At 42.4% G+C, this 19,829-nt stretch carries 12 protein-coding genes; 5 read left to right on the top strand and 7 right to left on the bottom strand.

Annotated features, from left to right (window positions below):
• Positions 1-36: 36 nt before the first annotated feature.
• The 5 genes from R2S57_RS04180 (at position 37) to R2S57_RS04160 (ending at position 6,381) form a co-directional block, all read left to right on the top strand.
• Positions 37-2,397: a mechanosensitive ion channel family protein gene (locus tag R2S57_RS04180; protein ID WP_316843853.1), complete on the top strand. Its 2,361-nt coding sequence runs from the start codon at positions 37-39 to the stop codon at positions 2,395-2,397.
• 315 nt (positions 2,398-2,712) lie between these two features.
• Entirely contained in the window at positions 2,713-3,534 is an 822-nt protein-coding gene (locus tag R2S57_RS04175) for an MOSC domain-containing protein (RefSeq protein WP_316843852.1), read from the top strand.
• A 147-nt stretch (positions 3,535-3,681) separates the two neighbouring features.
• A complete protein-coding gene (locus tag R2S57_RS04170; protein WP_316843851.1) occupies positions 3,682-4,275 on the top strand; it encodes a hypothetical protein in 594 nt (197 codons plus the stop codon).
• Positions 4,276-4,278: 3 nt separating this feature from the next.
• The gene (locus tag R2S57_RS04165; protein WP_316843850.1) at positions 4,279-5,295 is read left to right on the top strand and encodes a hypothetical protein; all 1,017 of its coding nucleotides are present in this window, start codon (positions 4,279-4,281) and stop codon (positions 5,293-5,295) included.
• Between the two features lie 90 nt (positions 5,296-5,385).
• Positions 5,386-6,381, top strand: a complete 996-nt coding sequence (locus tag R2S57_RS04160) for a hypothetical protein (protein ID WP_316843849.1) — start codon at positions 5,386-5,388, stop codon at positions 6,379-6,381.
• A gap of 178 nt (positions 6,382-6,559) precedes the next feature.
• Here the strand turns inward: R2S57_RS04160 and R2S57_RS04155 are convergent, their stop codons facing one another.
• The 7 genes from R2S57_RS04155 to R2S57_RS04125 all read right to left on the bottom strand — a co-directional run bounded on the left by R2S57_RS04155 (position 6,560) and on the right by R2S57_RS04125 (position 19,800).
• Positions 6,560-8,035, bottom strand: a complete 1,476-nt coding sequence (locus R2S57_RS04155) for a family 43 glycosylhydrolase (protein WP_316843848.1) — start codon at positions 8,033-8,035, stop codon at positions 6,560-6,562.
• 31 nt (positions 8,036-8,066) lie between these two features.
• Positions 8,067-11,108, bottom strand: a complete 3,042-nt coding sequence (locus tag R2S57_RS04150; protein WP_316843847.1) for a glycosyl hydrolase — start codon at positions 11,106-11,108, stop codon at positions 8,067-8,069.
• 17 nt (positions 11,109-11,125) lie between these two features.
• Positions 11,126-14,380: a glycosyl hydrolase gene (locus tag R2S57_RS04145; RefSeq protein WP_316843846.1), complete on the bottom strand. Its 3,255-nt coding sequence runs from the start codon at positions 14,378-14,380 to the stop codon at positions 11,126-11,128.
• 258 nt (positions 14,381-14,638) lie between these two features.
• Positions 14,639-16,492: a glycoside hydrolase family 2 protein gene (locus R2S57_RS04140; RefSeq protein ID WP_316843845.1), complete on the bottom strand. Its 1,854-nt coding sequence runs from the start codon at positions 16,490-16,492 to the stop codon at positions 14,639-14,641.
• 49 nt (positions 16,493-16,541) lie between these two features.
• Positions 16,542-17,621, bottom strand: a complete 1,080-nt coding sequence (locus R2S57_RS04135) for a cellulase family glycosylhydrolase (protein ID WP_316843844.1) — start codon at positions 17,619-17,621, stop codon at positions 16,542-16,544.
• A gap of 22 nt (positions 17,622-17,643) precedes the next feature.
• Positions 17,644-18,678, bottom strand: a complete 1,035-nt coding sequence (locus R2S57_RS04130; RefSeq protein WP_316843843.1) for a glycoside hydrolase family 43 protein — start codon at positions 18,676-18,678, stop codon at positions 17,644-17,646.
• Positions 18,679-18,810: 132 nt separating this feature from the next.
• The gene (locus R2S57_RS04125; RefSeq protein ID WP_316843842.1) at positions 18,811-19,800 is read right to left on the bottom strand and encodes a glycoside hydrolase family 43 protein; all 990 of its coding nucleotides are present in this window, start codon (positions 19,798-19,800) and stop codon (positions 18,811-18,813) included.
• Between the last annotated feature and the right edge of the window lie 29 nt (positions 19,801-19,829).

Raw genomic sequence — 19,829 nt, 5'->3', positions numbered from 1 at the left:
TCTATACAGCAGATATCCAATACTTTTTAAAACCCAATGATAACAAGAAATTCATTCTCCATAGCCATCCGAAACCTATTACCGCTACTTTTTATCCTGTTTTTTACGGGCAATGCCTTTGCACAAAAGGATAAACCTGTAGATAAGGGTCAGGATGTTTCTATACTTTCAGATTCGGCCACCCTCACCAAAGGCGATTATCTGGCCCATCTGGAGAAAGTATTCGAAATGGTGAATAAAGTTCCGGTTACGGTATCTTCTTTTAAAAAGTTAAAACCGATTGAAGCACATTTAACACAGGATGAAGCCGCACTCACATTGCTTAAAAGCCGCTTAACACAAAGCGACCGCACCATGAACCTGCAGAATTTGCAGATGGATGAAACCTTGCTCGGAGAACTCCGCAGCAATAATAAAGACTGTTTGGCCGACCTTGATGAATATGAAAGAGAACTACGGGCGCTGAAAACAGAAATCCTTAACCTGCGAAAAGATACCGTACTGATTAAGGTATTCACCTTACCTGCCATGCGCATCATGTTTAAAGATCAGTTTGCAGAATTACAGAAGAAACGTATCGTGATGGATAGCCTGTTAAAAACCACCACCCTAACGATCAATAACCTGCAGGCAAGAACTTCATCTAACCTGATCAACATCAAGGAACTATTGTACCTTACCGATAACCAGCTCGATGCGGTGAGCATTAAGGCTTTTGGCAAAGAGCGCCGTTACCTTTGGGAATCGGTGAACCGCCCCGCCAATAAAAGCATGGGCTTCCGAAGGTTTATTAAAGGTGAACAGGAAATATCTGGCTATTATTTTGTGTATACCAGAAGTAGCCGCTTACTGTTGCTCTTTACCTGCGCGGTATTTTTCTTTTGGGTTTTCTTCAATTTCAGGAGTGTAAAACAACGTGGCCGTTTAGAAACCCTCGACGGTTTTTCGTTGATCAGTCCGCAGCCCTACCTGATTACTTTTATCATGCTTTTTGCGCTGGCCCCTATTTTCGATCTGCGGGCCCCGGCACTTTATATAGAAGCAGTACAGGTGATACTCGCCATATTACTCACGGTATTTTTCCGTAAAAAACTGGGTTCAAAGCTATTTTATTATTGGTGCATGTTTGTGGTATTGCTCCTTGCCCCGGTTTTTCTACGTTTATTGGGTATGCCACCAAGATACCAGCGTTGGCTTTTACTTTTCTTAACGGTAAGCTCGGTTGCTTATGGTATAATGGTGTGGCGAATGCTCGATGAGAAAAGCAAAAGGTATAAAATGATCCTGACTACAGGATTTATCTATACCATCTTTGCCGTTATCGCCACCTTTTGCAACCTTTTTGGCCGTTTTACCCTTACACAGATCTTCTATTCTACCGGCGTAAGCTCATTGCTAAATGCCATATCCTTAACCATTCTGGCCACGGTATTGGTAGAAGCTTTCCTGCTTCAGATGAAAAGCAGCAGGATCAGAAAAGGATTCCCGGAACATTTCGACTGGCAGCCGGTAATTACCGGACTTAAAAGACTTACTGGAATTGGTGCTACCATTATCTGGTTTGTGATTTTTACCACCAACCTTAATATCTTCAACGGCCTTTACGAATCGGTAATGGAAATCCTGACGGAGAAAAGAACCATCGGAAGTTTTTCTTTCACCTATGGTGGGATTGTACTTTTTCTGGGCATCATCTGGATTGCCAACTTCCTGCAGAAATACATTGCCTACTTTTTTGGCGATACGGGAGACGATAGCTTCGACGACAATAAAGGTGAACGTTCGAAATTACTGGTTACCCGTTTGGTATTGCTGATCGGCGGATTTATGATCGCCGTTGCGGCATCGGGCCTTCCTATCGATAAAATCACGGTCATTCTGGGTGCACTGGGTGTAGGAATTGGATTGGGTCTCCAGAATATCGTAAGCAATTTCGTTTCGGGGATCATCCTTATTTTTGACAAAACCATCCGTATCGGCGATATTGTAGAATTAAGCAATAAAAAAGGAAGGGTAAAAGAAATTGGGGTACGTGCCAGCACCCTGCTTAGTGATGAAGGTGCCGAAATTATCATCCCCAATGGTTCTATCCTATCCAACAACATCATCAACTGGACATTGAGCAACAACCAGATGCGCGTGGATATTTCCCTATCAATCGCCAAACCATTTAGTTCTTCTGAAGTGGCCAGCCTGATCAGGGAAATTATTGCCGCGAATACGAACGTATTTATCAGCAAAGAGCCGATTGTAATGATCAGTCCGGTAAGCAAGCTGAACAGCACCATCAATATTTATTTCTGGTGTAAGGATATCTCTAAAGCAGATTTAACCCGCAGTATGATCAACGAACAGATTTTTGAAGTTTTCGAACAGAAGGGGATTGAAATTTTGTAATTATATGCGCTACTGATAATGACGATCTAAGTGAGCAATAAAGTAAAAACCTTAACACTCCTTTATATGTTCATTTTTTCAATAAATCTGAACATATAGTAATAATATGTTCAGGTTTATTGCAGATCTGTAGCATTTGTCCGATTTTCAAAAAATGTGGAAGATGATGTATATATTTTAAAAAAATTAGTGACAGCATGAAGGGCATTAGCATAAGTGAAGTTTCCCCGCAGACTAAACAGATCATTACAGATTTTAAATTAAACTCAACTGTATTTACCCCATAAATCAAAATGTGTTTTTTATCTTTAAAGCATGAACCATTTTGTGCTTTCTGAAATCAATATCTACCCCATTAAATCGCTGGGCGGCATAAGCCTTAGTAAAGCACAGCTCGAAGATAAAGGACTGCAATACGACAGGAGATGGATGCTTGTGGATGAAGAAGGTATCTTTATTACCCAAAGGAAACATTTTGAACTGGCCCTGCTGGAGGTAAACATTACCGAAGGAAAATTAGTGGTATCACATAAAACGTCACCTCAACAAACGATTTCTTTTGCTTTGGATGAAGACACCGGCGTGCAGATTCCAGTGGTGATCTGGAATGATACCGCAACTGGCCTTGAAGTGAATACAATGGTAAGCAAATGGTTTTCTGATTTCCTACAGTTCAATGTGAGATTGGTCAAAATGCCGCTGGTAGAAAAAAGATTGGTAGACCCCAGGTATGCTGCCAATGATGAAGTGGTCAGTTTTGCAGATGGCTATCCCTGCCTGCTCATTGGCCAGTCATCACTCGATGGCCTGAATGAAAAACTCCAGGACCCAATCCGTATGGACCGTTTCCGTCCAAATTTTGTATTTACAGGAGGTGTACCACACATTGAAGATACTTTTAAAACATTTTATATCGGTGAGACTTTATTTTCTGCTGTAAAACCCTGCGCAAGGTGTGTACTCATTACCATCGATCAGCAAACAGGCGAGAAAGGACAGGAACCGCTGAGAACATTGGCTGGCTACCGCACCATAAATAAAAAAATCATGTTCGGACAGAACCTGCTGCATCAGCACAACGGCGTAATTGCTGTTGGTGATGAGTTAAAGGTGATTGATTGGAAAACAGAAGATTAGTGCTGTTATTCGTGATTTCTGTCCATACAGCATCATAAAAGGAAAAACAACTCATTCGAAAACATTTCTGAAGGTCTGTACGTTTACAAATTGCTCTCACTCTTTTATTGTAGGGAGTAAAATAATTTTTCACTTGATTATTGCTCCATGACCAAAAAAATTATTATCGCAGTTCTTGCGATCTTTATTGTTTTATCCGGTGTAACCTTCTGGATATTCAACACCTTTGATGAGACGACCAATGAGGCCAAAAACCGTAGCGAAGCAGATTTTAGTACCACCAAGTTTGTGGTAAAAGAGCTTTGGGTAATGCAGCAGAAACAGAACGATCGTGTATTGGTTTCTTATCTCTTCATCAAGCCCGAAAAAGAAGAAATTAACCTCAGACTACCCTGGGAAGGCAGTGCGGAAGATGAAAAGGCTCTTGCCGACAAAATCAAAGAGGGTGATACGGTTGAAGTAAAAGTCCTCACCGCCCAGCTTAACGATGCCAGAAAAGGAGGTGTGTTTAAAGCGATATCCCGTTTTATTATGGGTGATAAAAGGGAGGTGACCATATTTAAACTGTCCGTAAAAAATGAACTGCTGGTGGAGAAGGGAATCCATGACTGGGATGAGGCAAAGATTACCTTATTGGGCCGACTCGCAGACAATCCATGGATTCTGCTCGTTCCATTTTTTATCCTGATGTACATTATCGGCCTGGTAAAAAGAAAGCAGGCAAAAAAACAAAGGGTTTAACACATGGCAAAATATTATCATATCACGGCTGATTCCATTACCATCAGACCACTTGCCTTTTTGGTTCCCATTGGGATAGCGATTGTTGTTCTGCTGCTGCTTTTGCCTTTAAGTACGATCCTCATTCTGGTTAAAGGCCATTTAGGAGATATTGAAACAAAATATTTCGCCAGTTATTTCTTTATGTTGCCATTCCTGTTCGCCTGTATCCCTTTTTTTACCTATGGCAAAAGACAGGTCATATTTGATGCTTTACATCATACTATTAGCCTCAAAACTATTTTTGGCAAAAAGAAATTGATGGATTTTAATGAGGTGGCATCAATTGATCCACAGGTTCGTTTTGGCCTGGTGTATTATCTGAAAAGCAGCGCAGACCGCTATGGCAAAGGGTATCGCATTTCTCCATCCTTTACGGGTGAGCAAGACAAGGACAAACTACATTTCGACAGCCATGTGCTCAGTGAAATTAAACTGATGATCGCTAAGGTGCCAGATCGCCAGGCAAACAACATCCTCCAGCCCATCAGCATGGGGATATTGACCCATTATGTATCGGAGAATGACAGTTACCGCCTAAAAAGTACCGGGATTGGAAAGTTTTTGCCCATGCTGATTTTCTTTGGCCTTTTTGCCTGTTACTTTTGGTATAACCTGTTTACCAAAAATGAGCCGAGTGGTAGCGACAAACAACTATCGTTCATTATATTGATCCCGATACTGATCTTTTTGCTGAGTGTGACTAAAAGAGTTGTTTTTGAAACCAGCACAAAAAAAATAAAGGTCTACAGATTAGGCATCGTATTTAAAAGTTATGCACTTGAGCAGTTTGCCGGCTTTAACATCGTACGCAAAACCACAAACGGACTTTATAGCGGTACTGATGTACGCCTAAAGTTCAACAAATCGGCCGAGCTCACCCTCGCTGATTTTGGCAAAACCAATCCGATAGAAACTTTTATCGCTGAAACCGAATATATATTAAAAAAAATGGAAAGCGGCACCAGTGGTCGCAGTTGAAGGATGGAGAATGGATTCGCTTAATTATTAGGGCTTTCAATTTTGACGAAATTTTTCATTAACATCACATCAAGATCTTTTAAAAAAAGCATGTCCGGAAATATCATTGCAAAACTTTTATTGGCTATCGTTGTGGGCAGTGCTTTTGGCCTATTTTACTCGCTATTGCTCAACCTGCATGGTTTTACCAAAATCAAATTTAAGCATGTGGCGCTCGTGATCGGTAGCATCCTGTTTTTACTTGGGCTGTATAGTTTCGAGGCTGCCGGTATTGGCTGTTTCATTATTGGTATCGGAATTTTTATCCTCGCCATTGCACTGATAGCAAGGGGCACGGCTGATTCACTTAAAGGGCTCTCCGCTAAACTTTCCTCCGGCAACACACCGCAGGATAATGAAAACGGGCAATTGAACAAACCTGGATTTGCGAACTATGTTGGTGTAATATTTCACCTTGTGGTGATCGTACTGATTTCACTATCGATATTTACTTACTCAGATGATACAGTTCTGGACCAGGCTAAAATGGATAGGTTGATTGCTGACGCTATTTTTCAATTTACAAGTACCATTCTGCTGATATTGCTTGGTGTGTTCAATCCATTCGTCCCACCATCACCAAGATTATTGGGCATTGCTGATCATGTTGATAGCTTTAAATACCCTAAACTATATCTTATGCTCTCGGCTAAAAAATTCTGGATCGCTTTAAAAACACTCATTTGCCTGCTTATTATCGTCTACTTTGTTTCTAAAGGTTATTTTGGCCTTTTGGTATGGAACAATGCAACGCCCTATATGAACGTTTACATTTTCATGATAGGCTTTTTTATCCTCGCCAATCTGGTACAGATGGTTCGAAATCCTGAATATTTCTTTCAGAAAAATCTGTTTAGGATCACCATGTTATTACGCTCAGCCTTTGTCAGTATCTTTTTAAGTGCCATCCTGGTTTTCTCCACGCTATTTATTTCATCAATTTTAGGCGCAGACATCAATAAACTCAAAGTAAGTTCGGAAGCGATACTTTTTCTTGGCTTCAATATCATTATGTGTTATAATGAGTTTAGGCTGGCAAGGGCGTAAAGCCGATATTAAGAAATAAGGTTTCACCACAGATGTGCACAGATAAACACAGATTTATTCTTAACGAAAATCGCCTAGTCATATTTACCATTTAAGAAACATAAGCTCATATAAGCCGATCTGCCCTTATAGGGAACCCTAACGGATGTATTCTTAAAATTATTCTTAAAAAATATGTCTAATCCACCAATGGAGAAACCTTTACCGATTTAAAGCTCACCTTTCCATGTTTGGCATAAAACCATAAAAAACTGCCCTTCTGCTCTGGTGTACGGTTAACAATGCAACGTTTGCCATCGATAGACATATCGATAATGTCCCCTTTCATAATCAGAGCGATTTTAATGGTCCTGTTCAGGCCACCTACTGCTTTTATTTCTGTATTGCCCAATGAAACAGTCTGATTATTGGCCGAAAAACTTGATTTATAGCCATTATCGGCCCGGTTATCCGAACGGAGATAAAAGCCAAATTCATCGTTGCGCCCAATAGGTTCCACTTCCAGACTAAGCCTCACATTTTGTGGAATATTTTCTAAATAACTTGCTCCGGTTCCGTTAGGGGCATCGATTGTAATCGAATTTTCGCCGTTTTTGGTTGAATACAGACCATTACTGAAATTTATTTTCAATGGCGCGCCAGTTTGCGGGATCATTTCTTCCGGAAAGCGGGTTTGCAGTGTACCATTTGGCATTTGGATCACTTCTCTAAAAAGTGCGTTACCGCCAAATATCTCGCCGTTATTATCCTTGTTTTCATGTCTGGATGGGATCCAGGAAGCGGAAATCCGCCTCTCATTTTTAAAGGAAGCTGTTTTGAGTACATTAGACCAGGATTCGTTGAGTGCCTGAAATTCAGGTTCCTCCCAGGGGCCATAAGCCTGCTTGGATTTCACATAATAGGTATCACCATTATCTCCATAAACCAGGTAGTACCACCCCTTCCATAAAAAATAATCGGGACATTCTGGTACCGATGATTGCCCGGTAAGTACAGGATCTTTTAGGTCCCATTTCTTGAGGTCTTTCGATACCAGATGAACCAGACAGCCGCCTGCGCGTGCCAGCACCGAATTTTCCTGCCAGCTGGATACAAAAAGATGAAACTCGCCTGTTTTTTCATCAATAAACACTTTAGGATCCCTAAAATCCCTTTTGCTATATCCCGGGGCTGAAGTATAAAATGGATTTGGCTTCTGCTTGTCGAAATGGATACCATCCTTACTGGTTGCATAACTGAGCTGCTCGTTTACCCTTCCGTTTTCATCAATTAACCGCGTAGCATAAAAAGCGTAATATGTGTTATGGTAAAATGCTACCGAACCTGTGCAAATCGACTTTTCCCATTCCTGATCGATACCCAGCACTATCGGCTCTTGTTTCCAGGTTTTCAGGTCACGAGTGGTGCTCAAAGCCCATTGATGTCCGCCCAAACCTTTTAAACTGGCATGATGGGCCGAATCGAGCAGCCAATAGAAAGAAAATTTTCCATCCTGGTAATAAGGCATGCAATCGCCTACAAAAAGATTTCCCTTTGGCCGCCAATATTGCAGGTTTTCTTTTGATTGAATGCCAGGATCGTATTTTACACCCAATTGGGCATCAGCAGCAGTGCAGGAAAGCACAAAGAGGATCAATAACAGAAAATTTCTCATCAAGTTCAGTTGTTATATTTTGGCTTAAGCACTATTTCTTTGGTGCGGTCTGTTTTATTATTAATGTCTGTCCGATAATTTTTACCGGTCCCAAAAGCCCTGATTCGAACAATGGTGAATCAGCATTGTACTGTTTGGTGCTGGTAAAGGTAAACCTGCCGCTGGTACGGGGCTGTCCGTTCAATAACCATTGTGGCCATTGATCACCAACAATACCGTCGTCTGGTTTTTTCTCATCTCCGATCAAACGGTTTGGCCAGAGGTTGGCAATTTCGATGGTAAGTTCATTTTTGCCCTGTTTAATGAAAGGCGAAATATCAATTCTCCAGGGTGCAGCCCACAATACGCCAACGGCTTTGCCATTTAAGGTTACGCGGGCCATGTTTTTAACTTTACCAAGATCGAGATAAATTTCTTCTTTGCTATGGGTTTCTTTAAAATCAAAAGTTTTGTGGTAGGCCGCTATGCCTGAATAATATTTAATGCCTTCGACTTTGTTTTTGGACCAATCGGATAACGAATCGAAAACTGCTGTTTTTGGCCCGCCCCATTTTGGATCGAAATTGACTTCCCAGGCCTCATTAAGACTGAGCAGTTCCATACGCTTGGTTTCGTGCAAACCTGCCAGTGGCTGGTGCTGGTTTTCTTTGGCAAACACGATAAAACAGCTTTGATAAGGTGCAAGTTCCAGCGGGATCAGCGTTTTTCCTTTGGTAACGCTGAACTCTGGAACCCGTCGAGATTTGCCGGTTATGGCATCCCAAAGCTGAGGACTACCTTTTACCGTCCGAAAAGTAGCCTTGAAATTGATTTCGGCGTTTGTGCTATTCGAAACAAAATAAATATCCCAGTCTTTACCCGTACGATGGGTATATCTTACAGGAGCTGTTGTACTGAAATCTTCATCCAGGGATAATTGATGTAACAATCGGGCGGTGAGGTCATACTGAGGATAAAGATGATCTGATGGTTTGAGCAGCGCCTCACCCCAGATGATTTTTCCTTTACCATAATTTCTGATCTCCTGCGTTTTAGGCAAGGTTCCAGCTCCCCAGATTTTACCGGCCATTTGTTTTACCTGCTCATCACAAACAGGGTAACCTACCAGGCTCGGTGAACGTTTTGGCGGATTTCCAATTACGGTTGCGCCGCTGCTAATGAGCGCATTGATTTTTGTAAGCAGTTCGGGCGTGATGGTTTCACTTTCAGGTAATACCAGTATGCGGTATCTGGCACCACCTGGAAATACAATATATTGGTTTTCTACGTATGCTTTCATTAGTTGCGCTGGTGCACAGCCATCAAAATTATAACCTTTACGGTCGGCCAGTGTATCGCCTCTTAGCGCAGTTGATGGCGGAACAAAAACATGTGGAGAGCCTTCAGGTGTGAGGTATAATATATCCGCAACTGTTCTGCCCTGCTGCAGCAAATACTGGCACCTGCTTACATATTGATGGTAGGCATCTACCATGGGCCACCAGGTTTGGTTCCTGTCCCAATGCACCCCATATGGCCCCATTGTTGCCCCTGGACGAAGCGAGTCTGGCAAAAACTGATTCTGAAAGGTATGGTATACAAAACGGTTCACTCCGGCAGCAAATGCCCAGTCGCCCTGGTTTTTCATGCTGGTGGGATGTTGTTTCCAGCCTTCATTATCCTGAGCAGTAAAAGCTTCGGCCGGAATGAGCGAGCGGCCCATTACATGTCCGATAGAAGTAGCTTCAATAACACTATAAGTAGAATTGAAACCAAATCCTTTACTCCAGAATTCGGCCATAGGCACATCAGCAACCGCTCCAAGGCGCAGATCGGCTGTTGGGTTCATATCATAAGGCTCGATGGAAAGCGACAGACCGTGACGGTGTGCATAGGCTTTTACCTGTTCCGCATGGTTTTTCAGGATGAGTTCCTGAGCAGTTTCCCTTAAATCCCACAAAAAGCGTTCGCTTTCTTGTAAACTGCCCACAATATTGCCCGAATAGGCAGGGAAATACTTTAAAGGATCATAGCCCCTGCTTTTGATAAAAGCCTGCCTAAAGCTGCCCGTCCAGTTCTGGGCGCCCATTTCCCAGCTATCCATATGTAAACGTTTCAGTCCGCCAGGGATATTTTTTTGTGGTTTTCCGATAGCACTCAAAAGTCTACCCACGTAAGTATCGAGATGATGGTTTAGCGCCAGTGTATCGAATTTATCAGATTCGAAACCCAGTCCTGGGATAGGCGCAGGTCTGGTAATGGCGCCATTGTTCCGCGCACCAAACCGCATCACTATCCATTTACCAGAAGGAGGCGTCCAGTTAAGCGAACCATCCGCAGACATTTTGGAAGTGAGATCCAGAATAGCGGACTTTTCTATGCCCTTAGCCTTCCCTCCCTCACCGGCAAGTGGAGCAGAAAGATAAGGTTTAACCGTTCCTGAACTGTAAGGTGCCCGGTAATAAAGTGCCTTTTCATCCACATCTGTTATTTTAGTGGTTTGCTCCTTGTAGGGAAAGGCCAGCACGGCCACATCCTTATAATAAGCCATCCATTGTTTTCTAACTTCTGCAGAGAGGTTACCTTCTCCAAAAAACGGTCTTTTGGGCATTGGAAGTGGCAATACAATTTTACCTTTATCTGCTGAAGAAACGGTTATCTCACTGGAAACAAGATGTTGCATTGATTCTTCTGCCTTTACCCAGGGGCCACCACTTCCTGTCCACCCAGGTCCGATACCTAAGGTAATCTCGATTCCCAGGCGCCTCGCTTCTTTTTCTGCATGAGTAAAAAGACTGACCCATTGCGGGCTTAAAAAATCGACTTTACCACGGGGTATGCCTACATTAACTTCAAGAAAAACCAGGTTACCGATACCCGCTTTTTTCATGGCCTCGAGATCTTTTGTGATCGATCCGGCAGAAAGGTTGCCATCCATGAAATACCAATATACCCCGGGTTTATAGCTATCCTTCGGATTAACGAAACCTGTTTTCATTTTACCTATCTGTGCATGAGCAGAAAGGCAAAATGACCCAGATAGGATTGCCGTGCCAAGCAGAAACAAACCAGTTTTTTTGAATATATTTTTCATGTCATTCAGCATAAATATTACTTTATCAAATTGATCTTCACTGGTCCTAAAAGCCCTGAGGGATGCAAACCTGCACCCTGGTCAGGTCCAAATAGTGCTGCGGTTTTTCTCTTCTCTTTTGGTAATTGGGCATCTCCCATCAAACGGTTTACCCAATTGTTCACCACCCTGATCTCCAGTTTATTCTCGCCAGTTTTTATTGCGCGGGTGATATCAAGCTGGTAAGGAGGCGTCCATACGCCACCAAGTTCAACACCATTGAGGGTAATTTTTGCAATGTTATTAACCAGACCAAGATCGATGATATAGCTTCCACCCTTCTCAATGGTTCTTAAATCGAAAGTATTATTGTATACTGCTGATCCGGAATAATACCTGATGCTATCGTTTGGATGAACCGACCAATCGGAAAGCTCATTAAAAATCACTGGTTTTTCTGGTCCACCGCTATTTTTATCAAAGCTTACACTCCAGGACGTTTTCACCTCGATGCTTGCTGAAACAAAAGGGTAATTTGCTTTTGTAGTATCACCCTGCGATCCGTCATTTCTGAAAACAATAAATGCGCTTCCATTTGCCGCTAAGCGAACGGGTACTGTGGTACCTGCAGCAGTTTGACTAAATGCAGGCATATCCCTTACTGTACCCGTTACCGCATCCCATAATTCGGGTTTTTTGCCCTTTATACGAAATGTTGGAAAAATGTCAACGGATTCGTTTTTCTGGTTGGAAAGAAAATAAACTGAGGCATCACCCACCTGTCTGTGGATGAATAATACGGGATCATTTTTTTCAGTCTTAAAATCAGGAATGATGTTAACTGTATGCAAAGCCTCCTGCATATCCATAGCACTCAGCACCATTCCTTTGCCATAGCGGTTTATCTTCTTATTCTGGCCATCAATACCTCCCCAAAGTTCGTTAGCCATTGTTTTTACCTGCTGATCGGCTTTTGGATAATTCTCCAAACTCGGAGATCGCTGCGGTTTCGGCCCCAATATCACTGCACCCTGTGCCACCAGTTCCTTTATTTTTTTTAACAGTTCTGGCCGCATGCTTTCTTGTTTGGGAAGAACTAATATGCCATAACTGATGCCATTGGGCAGGAAAATCCGTCCATTTTTTACCGTCAGCCTGCTTTTGATCACCTCCGCATTGATATAATCGAACGAATAACCCTTTGGCAATTCCGGATCGGTAGTGCCCATTAGTTTTGGTGCATCTTCTCCAATAAAATAAGCCACATCAGCCACATACCTACCCTGTTGCAACATCAGGTTACAGCGTTTAAGGTATTTTACAAAAACATCCATATCAGCAAACCAGGTATTGCCCCGATTAAATTCGGTACCGAACCAGGCACTTATGCCCGGTTTGGGCAAAGTATCAGGTTGATGGATAAAAACATGTAGCAGCGTATTATTGATCCCATCGGTAAAAAAACGGTCTCCCCTTGCTTTCAGCGATGCCGGATGTGCACGCCATGCTGCACCTGCCGAAGTAAATGATTCGGCAGAAACCCTATTTTTTCCATAAATATGCGCTGCCGAAGAAGCGGCCCTGTTTTCTACTGTTCCTAAACGTCCGTCGAGCCAAAACTCACCGGCAACTTCATCCGACTGTCCCCCATATTGTAAAAACTCGCCGGGAAAACCGAAATATCCGTAATTCTCGAGCCAGGTAGTCAATCCATGTTTATGGCTCACCTCAGTTAAACCTCCAACATATTTGAAAGCGGCATCATCGGCAATCAATCTCCTTAAATCCCACAGAAAACGGTCTGAAATTATAGCGCTACCTACCACTTTCCCCTGTAATACTGGCATAAAAGGCAGAGCATCGTAATGGTACTTTGCTTTAAACTCGCTAAGCAACAGATCGGTCCAGTTTTGGCTACCGGTTTCGTAACTGTCTGCCACTACAACGGTTAAGGTTTTGCGGTCTTCGGCAGGGACCCTCTTTAATACCTGGCCGATATAGGCATCAAAATAGCTGGTAATGTGCTGTTTGCTCATCTTATCGGTTTCCAGTCCGGTTGCTTCTGGTGTTGCAGGAACATTTGTGGTATTGGTGGTCGTCATCCCGGTACGTTCAATGATCCATATGCCCTGGGGTACTTTCCAGGTTAACTTTCCATCTTTTTGCATGAAACGGGAAATATCGATCACTTTGGCAGGATCTAAAATAGAGTTGGATGGATCATTCTTTTGCTCGCCCCATACATAAGCGTTCCAGATCAGGTCTTCCGTTTGCCAGGCTTTGGCAAGGGTTTTTTCCGAATAGGCATCAAGCATCGAAGTAGAAGAAAGTTCCAGTTCACTAATCCCTGAATCGCCTGAAACCTGGGTAAAGGAAATCCTAAAATCTGTAGAAGTACTGGCAGGCACCGAAATTACGGATCTGGCCCAGGGCAAAAAACCAAAATTAAGGGCCGGTGCACGTCTATCAATAGTAAAATGTTTAACGGTTATATAACCCGTTTTGGTTTTCACCTGTACATCGCCCTCCAGATACACGGCACGGTGCTGCGTGGATAGGATAATACTGCGTAAAGCATAAGGCTGTTGTGTATGGATATCCAAAGCGAATTTTTCGCCGTTTTTAAAATGAATGGAGGTCTGTTGCTTATGGTCCATCAGGTTTTCCAGCGAATCGATAGGCTGTGGAGAGGTTATTGCTGGTTTCAAGATACTCAAACCTTTTCCGTAATCGGCAGGAACAGGATAAGCAATTACTTTTACGTCCTGAAAATTTTTATCCGGCTTGCTCAGGGGTCCGCAGAATAACTGTGGCCCTTTTACCTTGATCTCTGATGAAGTGAGGTAGCGCATTGCCTGTTCAGGGCGCACCCATGGCCCGCCCGCCTGACTCCAGCCCGGGCCATTGAACAAACCGATCTGGATATTTAAACGGGTTGCAGTTTTAAGTGCAAGGTGCATAATTTCCCACCACTCTTCCGACAGGAACTTAACCTTTCCATAAGGTACATCATGCAGTCCGATATCACCAATAAAGGCTCTATTAATCCCGACCTTTTTCATGGCCTCAAGGTCTTTTACCACACCTTCTTTCGATATATTGCCCGAAAGCCAATACCAATATACACTGGTTTGGATGGAATCCGGCACCGTTATAAAACCTGTCTCCAAAGCCTTTAAAGTATCAGAGCGTTTTACCGGATTTGGTTTGGGTATACTAGATTGGCCATTAGCGATGCTAACGGTAAAAAAACATAAAAGCAGGCAGTTATATGTATTCCTCAAAAATGTCATGTTGTTCGGTTAGTCAACCTGTACTGATTACGGTTGCTGTTATATCTGGTTAAATCCGATTCCTAAAACATAGTGTAAGCATCATATACACCGAATTAGTAAATCGTTTTATTAACAAATATATCATAATAATCCATTACCTGTTTTGACTAAAATGGAATTTATTTTGTGTTTTTTGATACATTATAATGCCCGTATAATAAAAAAGCTGGACCAGTTTACACCGATCCAGCTTTAGCAAAAATATTAATGATCTGCTTATTTATTCACAGGCACACTAATCTGATACAATTTATCGTGCAAGGCTTTCATCTGTGCTTCCGAAAACTTGATATCTTTTCTATCATAGGTCATTAAACCGTTGGTTTCTACTTCTACGTCGGTTGTTTGGGTGTAAACACCTGCAGAAAGTCCCAATGAAATCAATTGCTCTAAACGTTTGGTAAATTCAGCGTATTTATTGAAAAGATCGGTTTTGTTTTTGAAACTCTGGTAACCCCAGTTGTTTTTCTGTTGCCATACATGGCCATCAATAGGAAGACCAAGGCCACCAAACTCACCCAATACAAGTGCATAGTCTTTTCCAAAATAATCCGGACTAGGCATGGCTGGATGTGGATAGTTGTGTAAATCGATAATATCGCCTACCGGATGGAAGTTACCCCCACTGGCGGTATTTACCAATCTTGAAGGATCTTTTTCTTTCGTCCACTTGGCGATTTCTACAGTCTTAAACTGACCCCATGCCTCGTTGAAAGGCGTCCATACTACGATAGAAGGTACATTGTAAAGGGCATCGATAATGGCATTCCACTCTTTTTTGTAATACCCTTCCGATTCGGCACTTCTGTTTTGATCCGATCCATGATCCAGGATACCCGGGCGATTTTCCCATCCGTTACCTAAATCGCCACTTGGCATATCCTGCCAAACCAACATACCGGCTTTATCGCAATAGTAATACCAGCGTGCAGGTTCTACCTTAATGTGTTTCCTGATCATGTTGAAACCCATTTCTTTGGTTTTATCCACATCGAACTTTAAAGCGGCATCTGTTGGCGCAGTATAAAGTCCATCTGGCCACCACCCCTGATCTAAAGGACCATATTGGAAAACAAATTCATTGTTCAGCAACATGCGCTGGATACCGTTCTGATCTTTACCGATGGAGGTCTTGCGCATGGCGAAATAACTCTTCACCTCATCTACCTTTTTATTTTTAGAGATTAGCTCTACCTTGAGGTCGTATAAAAATGGATTTTTAGGGCTCCATAGTTTTGGGTTAGCAATTTTTAAGCTAATGGCATCGGTTCCATTGCCAGTTTGCTCGGCCACCTTTGTAGCACCGTCCCATGCAGAAACTTTAACCTGATCTCCTGCAGCCGCACCCGTTAAAATTGGTGTAACGGCTAACGATTGCTGATCAATATCAGGTGTTACCTTGATATGATCGATGTGCGCTTTATTTACTGCCTCGATCCATACTGTTTGCCAGATACCCGTTACCGGTGTATACCAGATGCCTTCTGGTCTTTTAACCTGTTTTCCTCTTGGCTGAGGACCTTCATCAGTTGGATCCCAAACTTCTACAGTTAAGGTCTGGTTGCCACTTTTGGTTAAAAACGGGGTGATGTTGAAGCTAAAAGGATCAAAACCACCTTCGTGTTTACCCACTTCTTTACCATTGATACTTACGGTACTTCTCCAGTCGACCGCACCAAAATGAAGCAAAATTTCTTTTCCTTTCATGTTCGAAGGAACGGTAAAGCTGGTTTTATACCAGAGCAGACTGTCTTTACCCACCGTTTTACCAACACCCGAAAGTGATGACTCGACAGCAAAGGGGACAAGGATTTTACCTTGGTTAATTGCAGGTTGCTGCGATTTTCCGGCAATGGCGTAATCCCATAGTCCGTTCAGGTTTTTCCAGTTGCCTGTGCGCTCAAACTGAGGGCGTGGATATTCTGGAAGCACATTTTTCGGGTTTACTTCCTGTGCCCATGGTGAAGAGATTTTCCCTTTAACCATCGACCACGATTTGTCCTGTTGCTGCGCAGAAAGGGAAAGAGAGAGCCCCAACAGCGAGAAAAGGATGGATACTTTTTTATTCATCGGTTTAAATTTGTGTGTTAAGGCCGGCTTTCACCGACCCATATTGTGTTTATTTGTTGTTGAGTTTTTTGATCAGATTAACTTCATCCTGGCGGTACGGTGTTCCATCCGGTTGAAAGATTTCGTGGAACCACTCAATCGGATCAGATCCATCAGCCAATGGGGTATCCCATGCATATTTAGTATTGGTTTTACCTGCAGCAAAACCCCAGTTAATGGCACCCACATTTTCGTTTTTAAGCAGTGGTAAAATGTTAGAGAAACGGCTATTGCGCGAGCGGGCCATATATTCGGTACAGATTAATGGTCTTCCGCTGGCTTTTAACAGATCGATTGTTCTCTGGTGCCAGTCTGGTGCCTCATAATTGTGATAGGTAACGATATCGGAGTTTGCCAGTTGTATTTCATTAAGCTTTTCGAAACCCCAGCTCCATAATCCGATAGAAATCGGCTGATCAGGATTTACCGAACGCGCCCAGCTAATGGTTTTGGTTAATAAAGGTATTGTAGCATCAAGCTTTCCACTGTTTCCTGGTTCGTTATATAAATCCCAAAGCAAGATTCTTTCATCGTGTGCGAAATGGGTAAGCACATCTTTTACATATTTTTCGAGTTCAGGGAAGTTTGCTTCTTCTTTGAACGCAGGATCACCCGGATCTTGTAACCAACCTGAATTGTGGATACCCGTTTTTGGCTCTGGCTGTTTGCCAATAGCAGAAGTTTTGTTCCAGCAATCATCAAAGAAAACAAACATCGGTTTAATGCCGTGTTTTCGGGTGATGGTTAAAAACTGGTCCATGCGTTTTTTAAATCCTTCAGGATCCTGGCTCCAGGCCTTGCTGAAGAGAAATACGCGCAAAGTGTTAAAACCAATTCCTTCGGCCCAGCCCAGTTCCTTATCGATTAAATCGGGAGAAAAGGTATCGGCCTGCCACATTTCCAGTTGATTGATGGCATTTGAAGGGATATAGTTTGCCCCGGTTAACCATTTATTTTCCTTGTACCAGGCATTGGCTTTTTCTACCGACCATACTTTTGCCGGCTCAGCAGTCTTTTTGTTTTTTTGTGCAAATCCAACGCTCACGCTAAGACTCAGCGCAGCAAGGACAACATAGTTTTTTAAGTTCATATCGGTTTTATCTGGTTTAGTTTTATTTGTTGTTCGATGGTGAGGCTAAACTTTCACCTGGTTTGACGGGCATTCCGAAATTCGGCGTACCATCAGCATTCCAGCTAAATTTTTGTGCCCTCGGCGAACGGAAACCTCCACAGCCCTGACCTGGTTTATCATTGGCGTGATATAGGATCCAATCTTCCTTCCCATCGGGCGATTTAAAAAATGAGTTGTGTCCCGGAGCATACACCCCATCTTTTGGCGATTGCTGAAAAACAGGCTTTTCAGATTTTGTCCAGGATTTTGGATCGAGCAGGTTGCTCTTGGCCGAAGCAGAAAGCATGCCTAGTGCATAAAAATCTGTCCAACAGCCGCTCGCTGAATAAATAATAAAAATTTTATCGCCATGCACCAAAAACTGAGGCCCCTCGTTAACGTCTACATGTGCACCACCGCCTAAATCACCAATCTTTTCCCAATCAAATTTCGGGGTAGAAATTTTAACCCGTTGTCCGTATACTGTCCATGGGTTTTTAAGTTTGGCCATAAAAATTTCCTGTTTTCCGTTTTCATTTCCTTCCCATCCCGACCAGATCATATATAGCTGGCCTTTAAAATCGATTACATCTCCGTCAATGGCCCATTTATCGGTTGGATCAGCAATTTTACCCTTAAAAACCCATTCGCCTTTCATCGGATCGGCAGATGCGTTTTCCAAAACATACATCCGGTGGTTATCGTTTTTACCATCATCGGCAGCAAAATAAGCGTACCATATGCCTCTCAAAAACATCACCTCTGGTGCCCAGATTTCTTTACTATACGGGGTACCTGCTGGCGCTTTCCAAATGGTTTTCCGCTCTGCGGTTTTAAGACCGTCGAGTGTTCTGGTTTTCCAAAGATCTATACGGTTTCCTGTGGTATGGGTATAATAATAGTAACCGTCTTTATAATAACTATAGGGATCGGCACCTGAAGGCAACAAGGGATTGGTAAATGTTTGTGCATTCAAGATCCCTGCAAACAACAGACATAATATCGCCAATAGGTATTTCATTTTAAATATATTCATTTTTAAGCTTCACACGCGGTGTTTGTACCGGGCTGCAGGCATTTCTTTAATCTTTAAAAAAAGCGATTTTTTTTCGTAAACCGATTTAGTTTTGTTTCAATATTTCTACAAATGCAGTCAATTTAATTTATGTTAAGGAGTACGGTCTAAGTTTTCCTTTAGAAACCGGAAACTTTTGGGATCAACCTGCATTTGATTTATGCCGTTTTTATCTTTTACGAAACTGGCTTTTATAACCATTGTAGCCCTTGGTGATACTTTTTGGTTTGAATAATGGGTATGGAACACATACTGCATCTGGCCGTTTTTATCGGTAAAAAAATCACCATGCCCGGTTCCATTTATTTTGAGTAGTTTCCTACTGATGATCGGATTGCCTGCATATTTTATCCAAGGCCCCAACGGTGATTTTGAGGTCGCATACCCCACCGCATAATCCGGATTCCGGAAATCATTTGCCGAATAAAAAAGATAATATAAATTGTCTTTTTTTAATACGGTTGGCCCTTCGGTTACCGGCCAGTCGGTTTTGGCCGTATTTTCCCAAGCTTCTGTGCCCGATAAACATGCTTTTGTTGTGTTCGGGATGACGTCTGAAAAATCGTCTTTGAGTTCTGCTACAAAAATCCGGTTCCCTTTATCCAGTTTTACATGATAGAGGTAGTTTTTGCCATCGCTATCGGTAAATACAAAAGGATCGATCTGTTTACCTGTGCCCGAAATGGCTTTTAATTCTCCCTGTAAAAAAGGTCCAAGCGGACTATTACTATGGGCAATGGCAATTTCCTCATCAGCGGTATAGGCCATATAATATTTATTGCCTCTTTTAAATACCTGAGGTGCCCAAAAACCTTTGCTTCCAAAAGCATCACCTTTTTTTAAGGCAAAACCATTGTTTTTCCCGGCAGCTTTGCCCCAGTTTTTAAGATCTGTAGAGGTGTAAACCAGAAAACCTTTATCACTGCTGGTCCCGTATAAATAATACACGCCCTTATCTACAAAAATGGTTGGATCGGCAAGATAGATGGTATCATTTAATACCTTGTCAGCGGGGTTGGCGAATACTTTCTGTTGTATAGAAAATATAGATAAGCTTAAAAAAAAGGCAAAGAGAGATTTCATTTAGCTTTGGTTTACGGATAGGTAAGATA

The organism is Pedobacter psychrodurus (genome assembly GCF_032678585.1).
Taxonomy (GTDB): domain Bacteria; phylum Bacteroidota; class Bacteroidia; order Sphingobacteriales; family Sphingobacteriaceae; genus Pedobacter; species Pedobacter psychrodurus_A.
Note: the sequence above shows the minus strand (reverse complement) of the source record. Positions and strands in the feature narration are given on the sequence as shown.

What these genes read in the sequence shown, in the direction of transcription:
- R2S57_RS04160 (WP_316843849.1), top strand. Translation starts at nt 5,386, where the DNA reads ATGTCCGGAAATATCATTGCAAAACTTTTATTGGCTATCGTTGTGGGC.
- R2S57_RS04170 (WP_316843851.1), top strand. Translation starts at nt 3,682, where the DNA reads ATGACCAAAAAAATTATTATCGCAGTTCTTGCGATCTTTATTGTTTTA.
- R2S57_RS04145 (WP_316843846.1), bottom strand. Translation starts at nt 14,380, where the DNA reads ATGACATTTTTGAGGAATACATATAACTGCCTGCTTTTATGTTTTTTT.
- R2S57_RS04140 (WP_316843845.1), bottom strand. Translation starts at nt 16,492, where the DNA reads ATGAATAAAAAAGTATCCATCCTTTTCTCGCTGTTGGGGCTCTCTCTT.
- R2S57_RS04125 (WP_316843842.1), bottom strand. Translation starts at nt 19,800, where the DNA reads ATGAAATCTCTCTTTGCCTTTTTTTTAAGCTTATCTATATTTTCTATA.
- R2S57_RS04165 (WP_316843850.1), top strand. Translation starts at nt 4,279, where the DNA reads ATGGCAAAATATTATCATATCACGGCTGATTCCATTACCATCAGACCA.
- R2S57_RS04180 (WP_316843853.1), top strand. Translation starts at nt 37, where the DNA reads ATGATAACAAGAAATTCATTCTCCATAGCCATCCGAAACCTATTACCG.
- R2S57_RS04150 (WP_316843847.1), bottom strand. Translation starts at nt 11,108, where the DNA reads ATGAAAAATATATTCAAAAAAACTGGTTTGTTTCTGCTTGGCACGGCA.
- R2S57_RS04155 (WP_316843848.1), bottom strand. Translation starts at nt 8,035, where the DNA reads ATGAGAAATTTTCTGTTATTGATCCTCTTTGTGCTTTCCTGCACTGCT.
- R2S57_RS04175 (WP_316843852.1), top strand. Translation starts at nt 2,713, where the DNA reads ATGAACCATTTTGTGCTTTCTGAAATCAATATCTACCCCATTAAATCG.
- R2S57_RS04135 (WP_316843844.1), bottom strand. Translation starts at nt 17,621, where the DNA reads ATGAACTTAAAAAACTATGTTGTCCTTGCTGCGCTGAGTCTTAGCGTG.
- R2S57_RS04130 (WP_316843843.1), bottom strand. Translation starts at nt 18,678, where the DNA reads ATGAATATATTTAAAATGAAATACCTATTGGCGATATTATGTCTGTTG.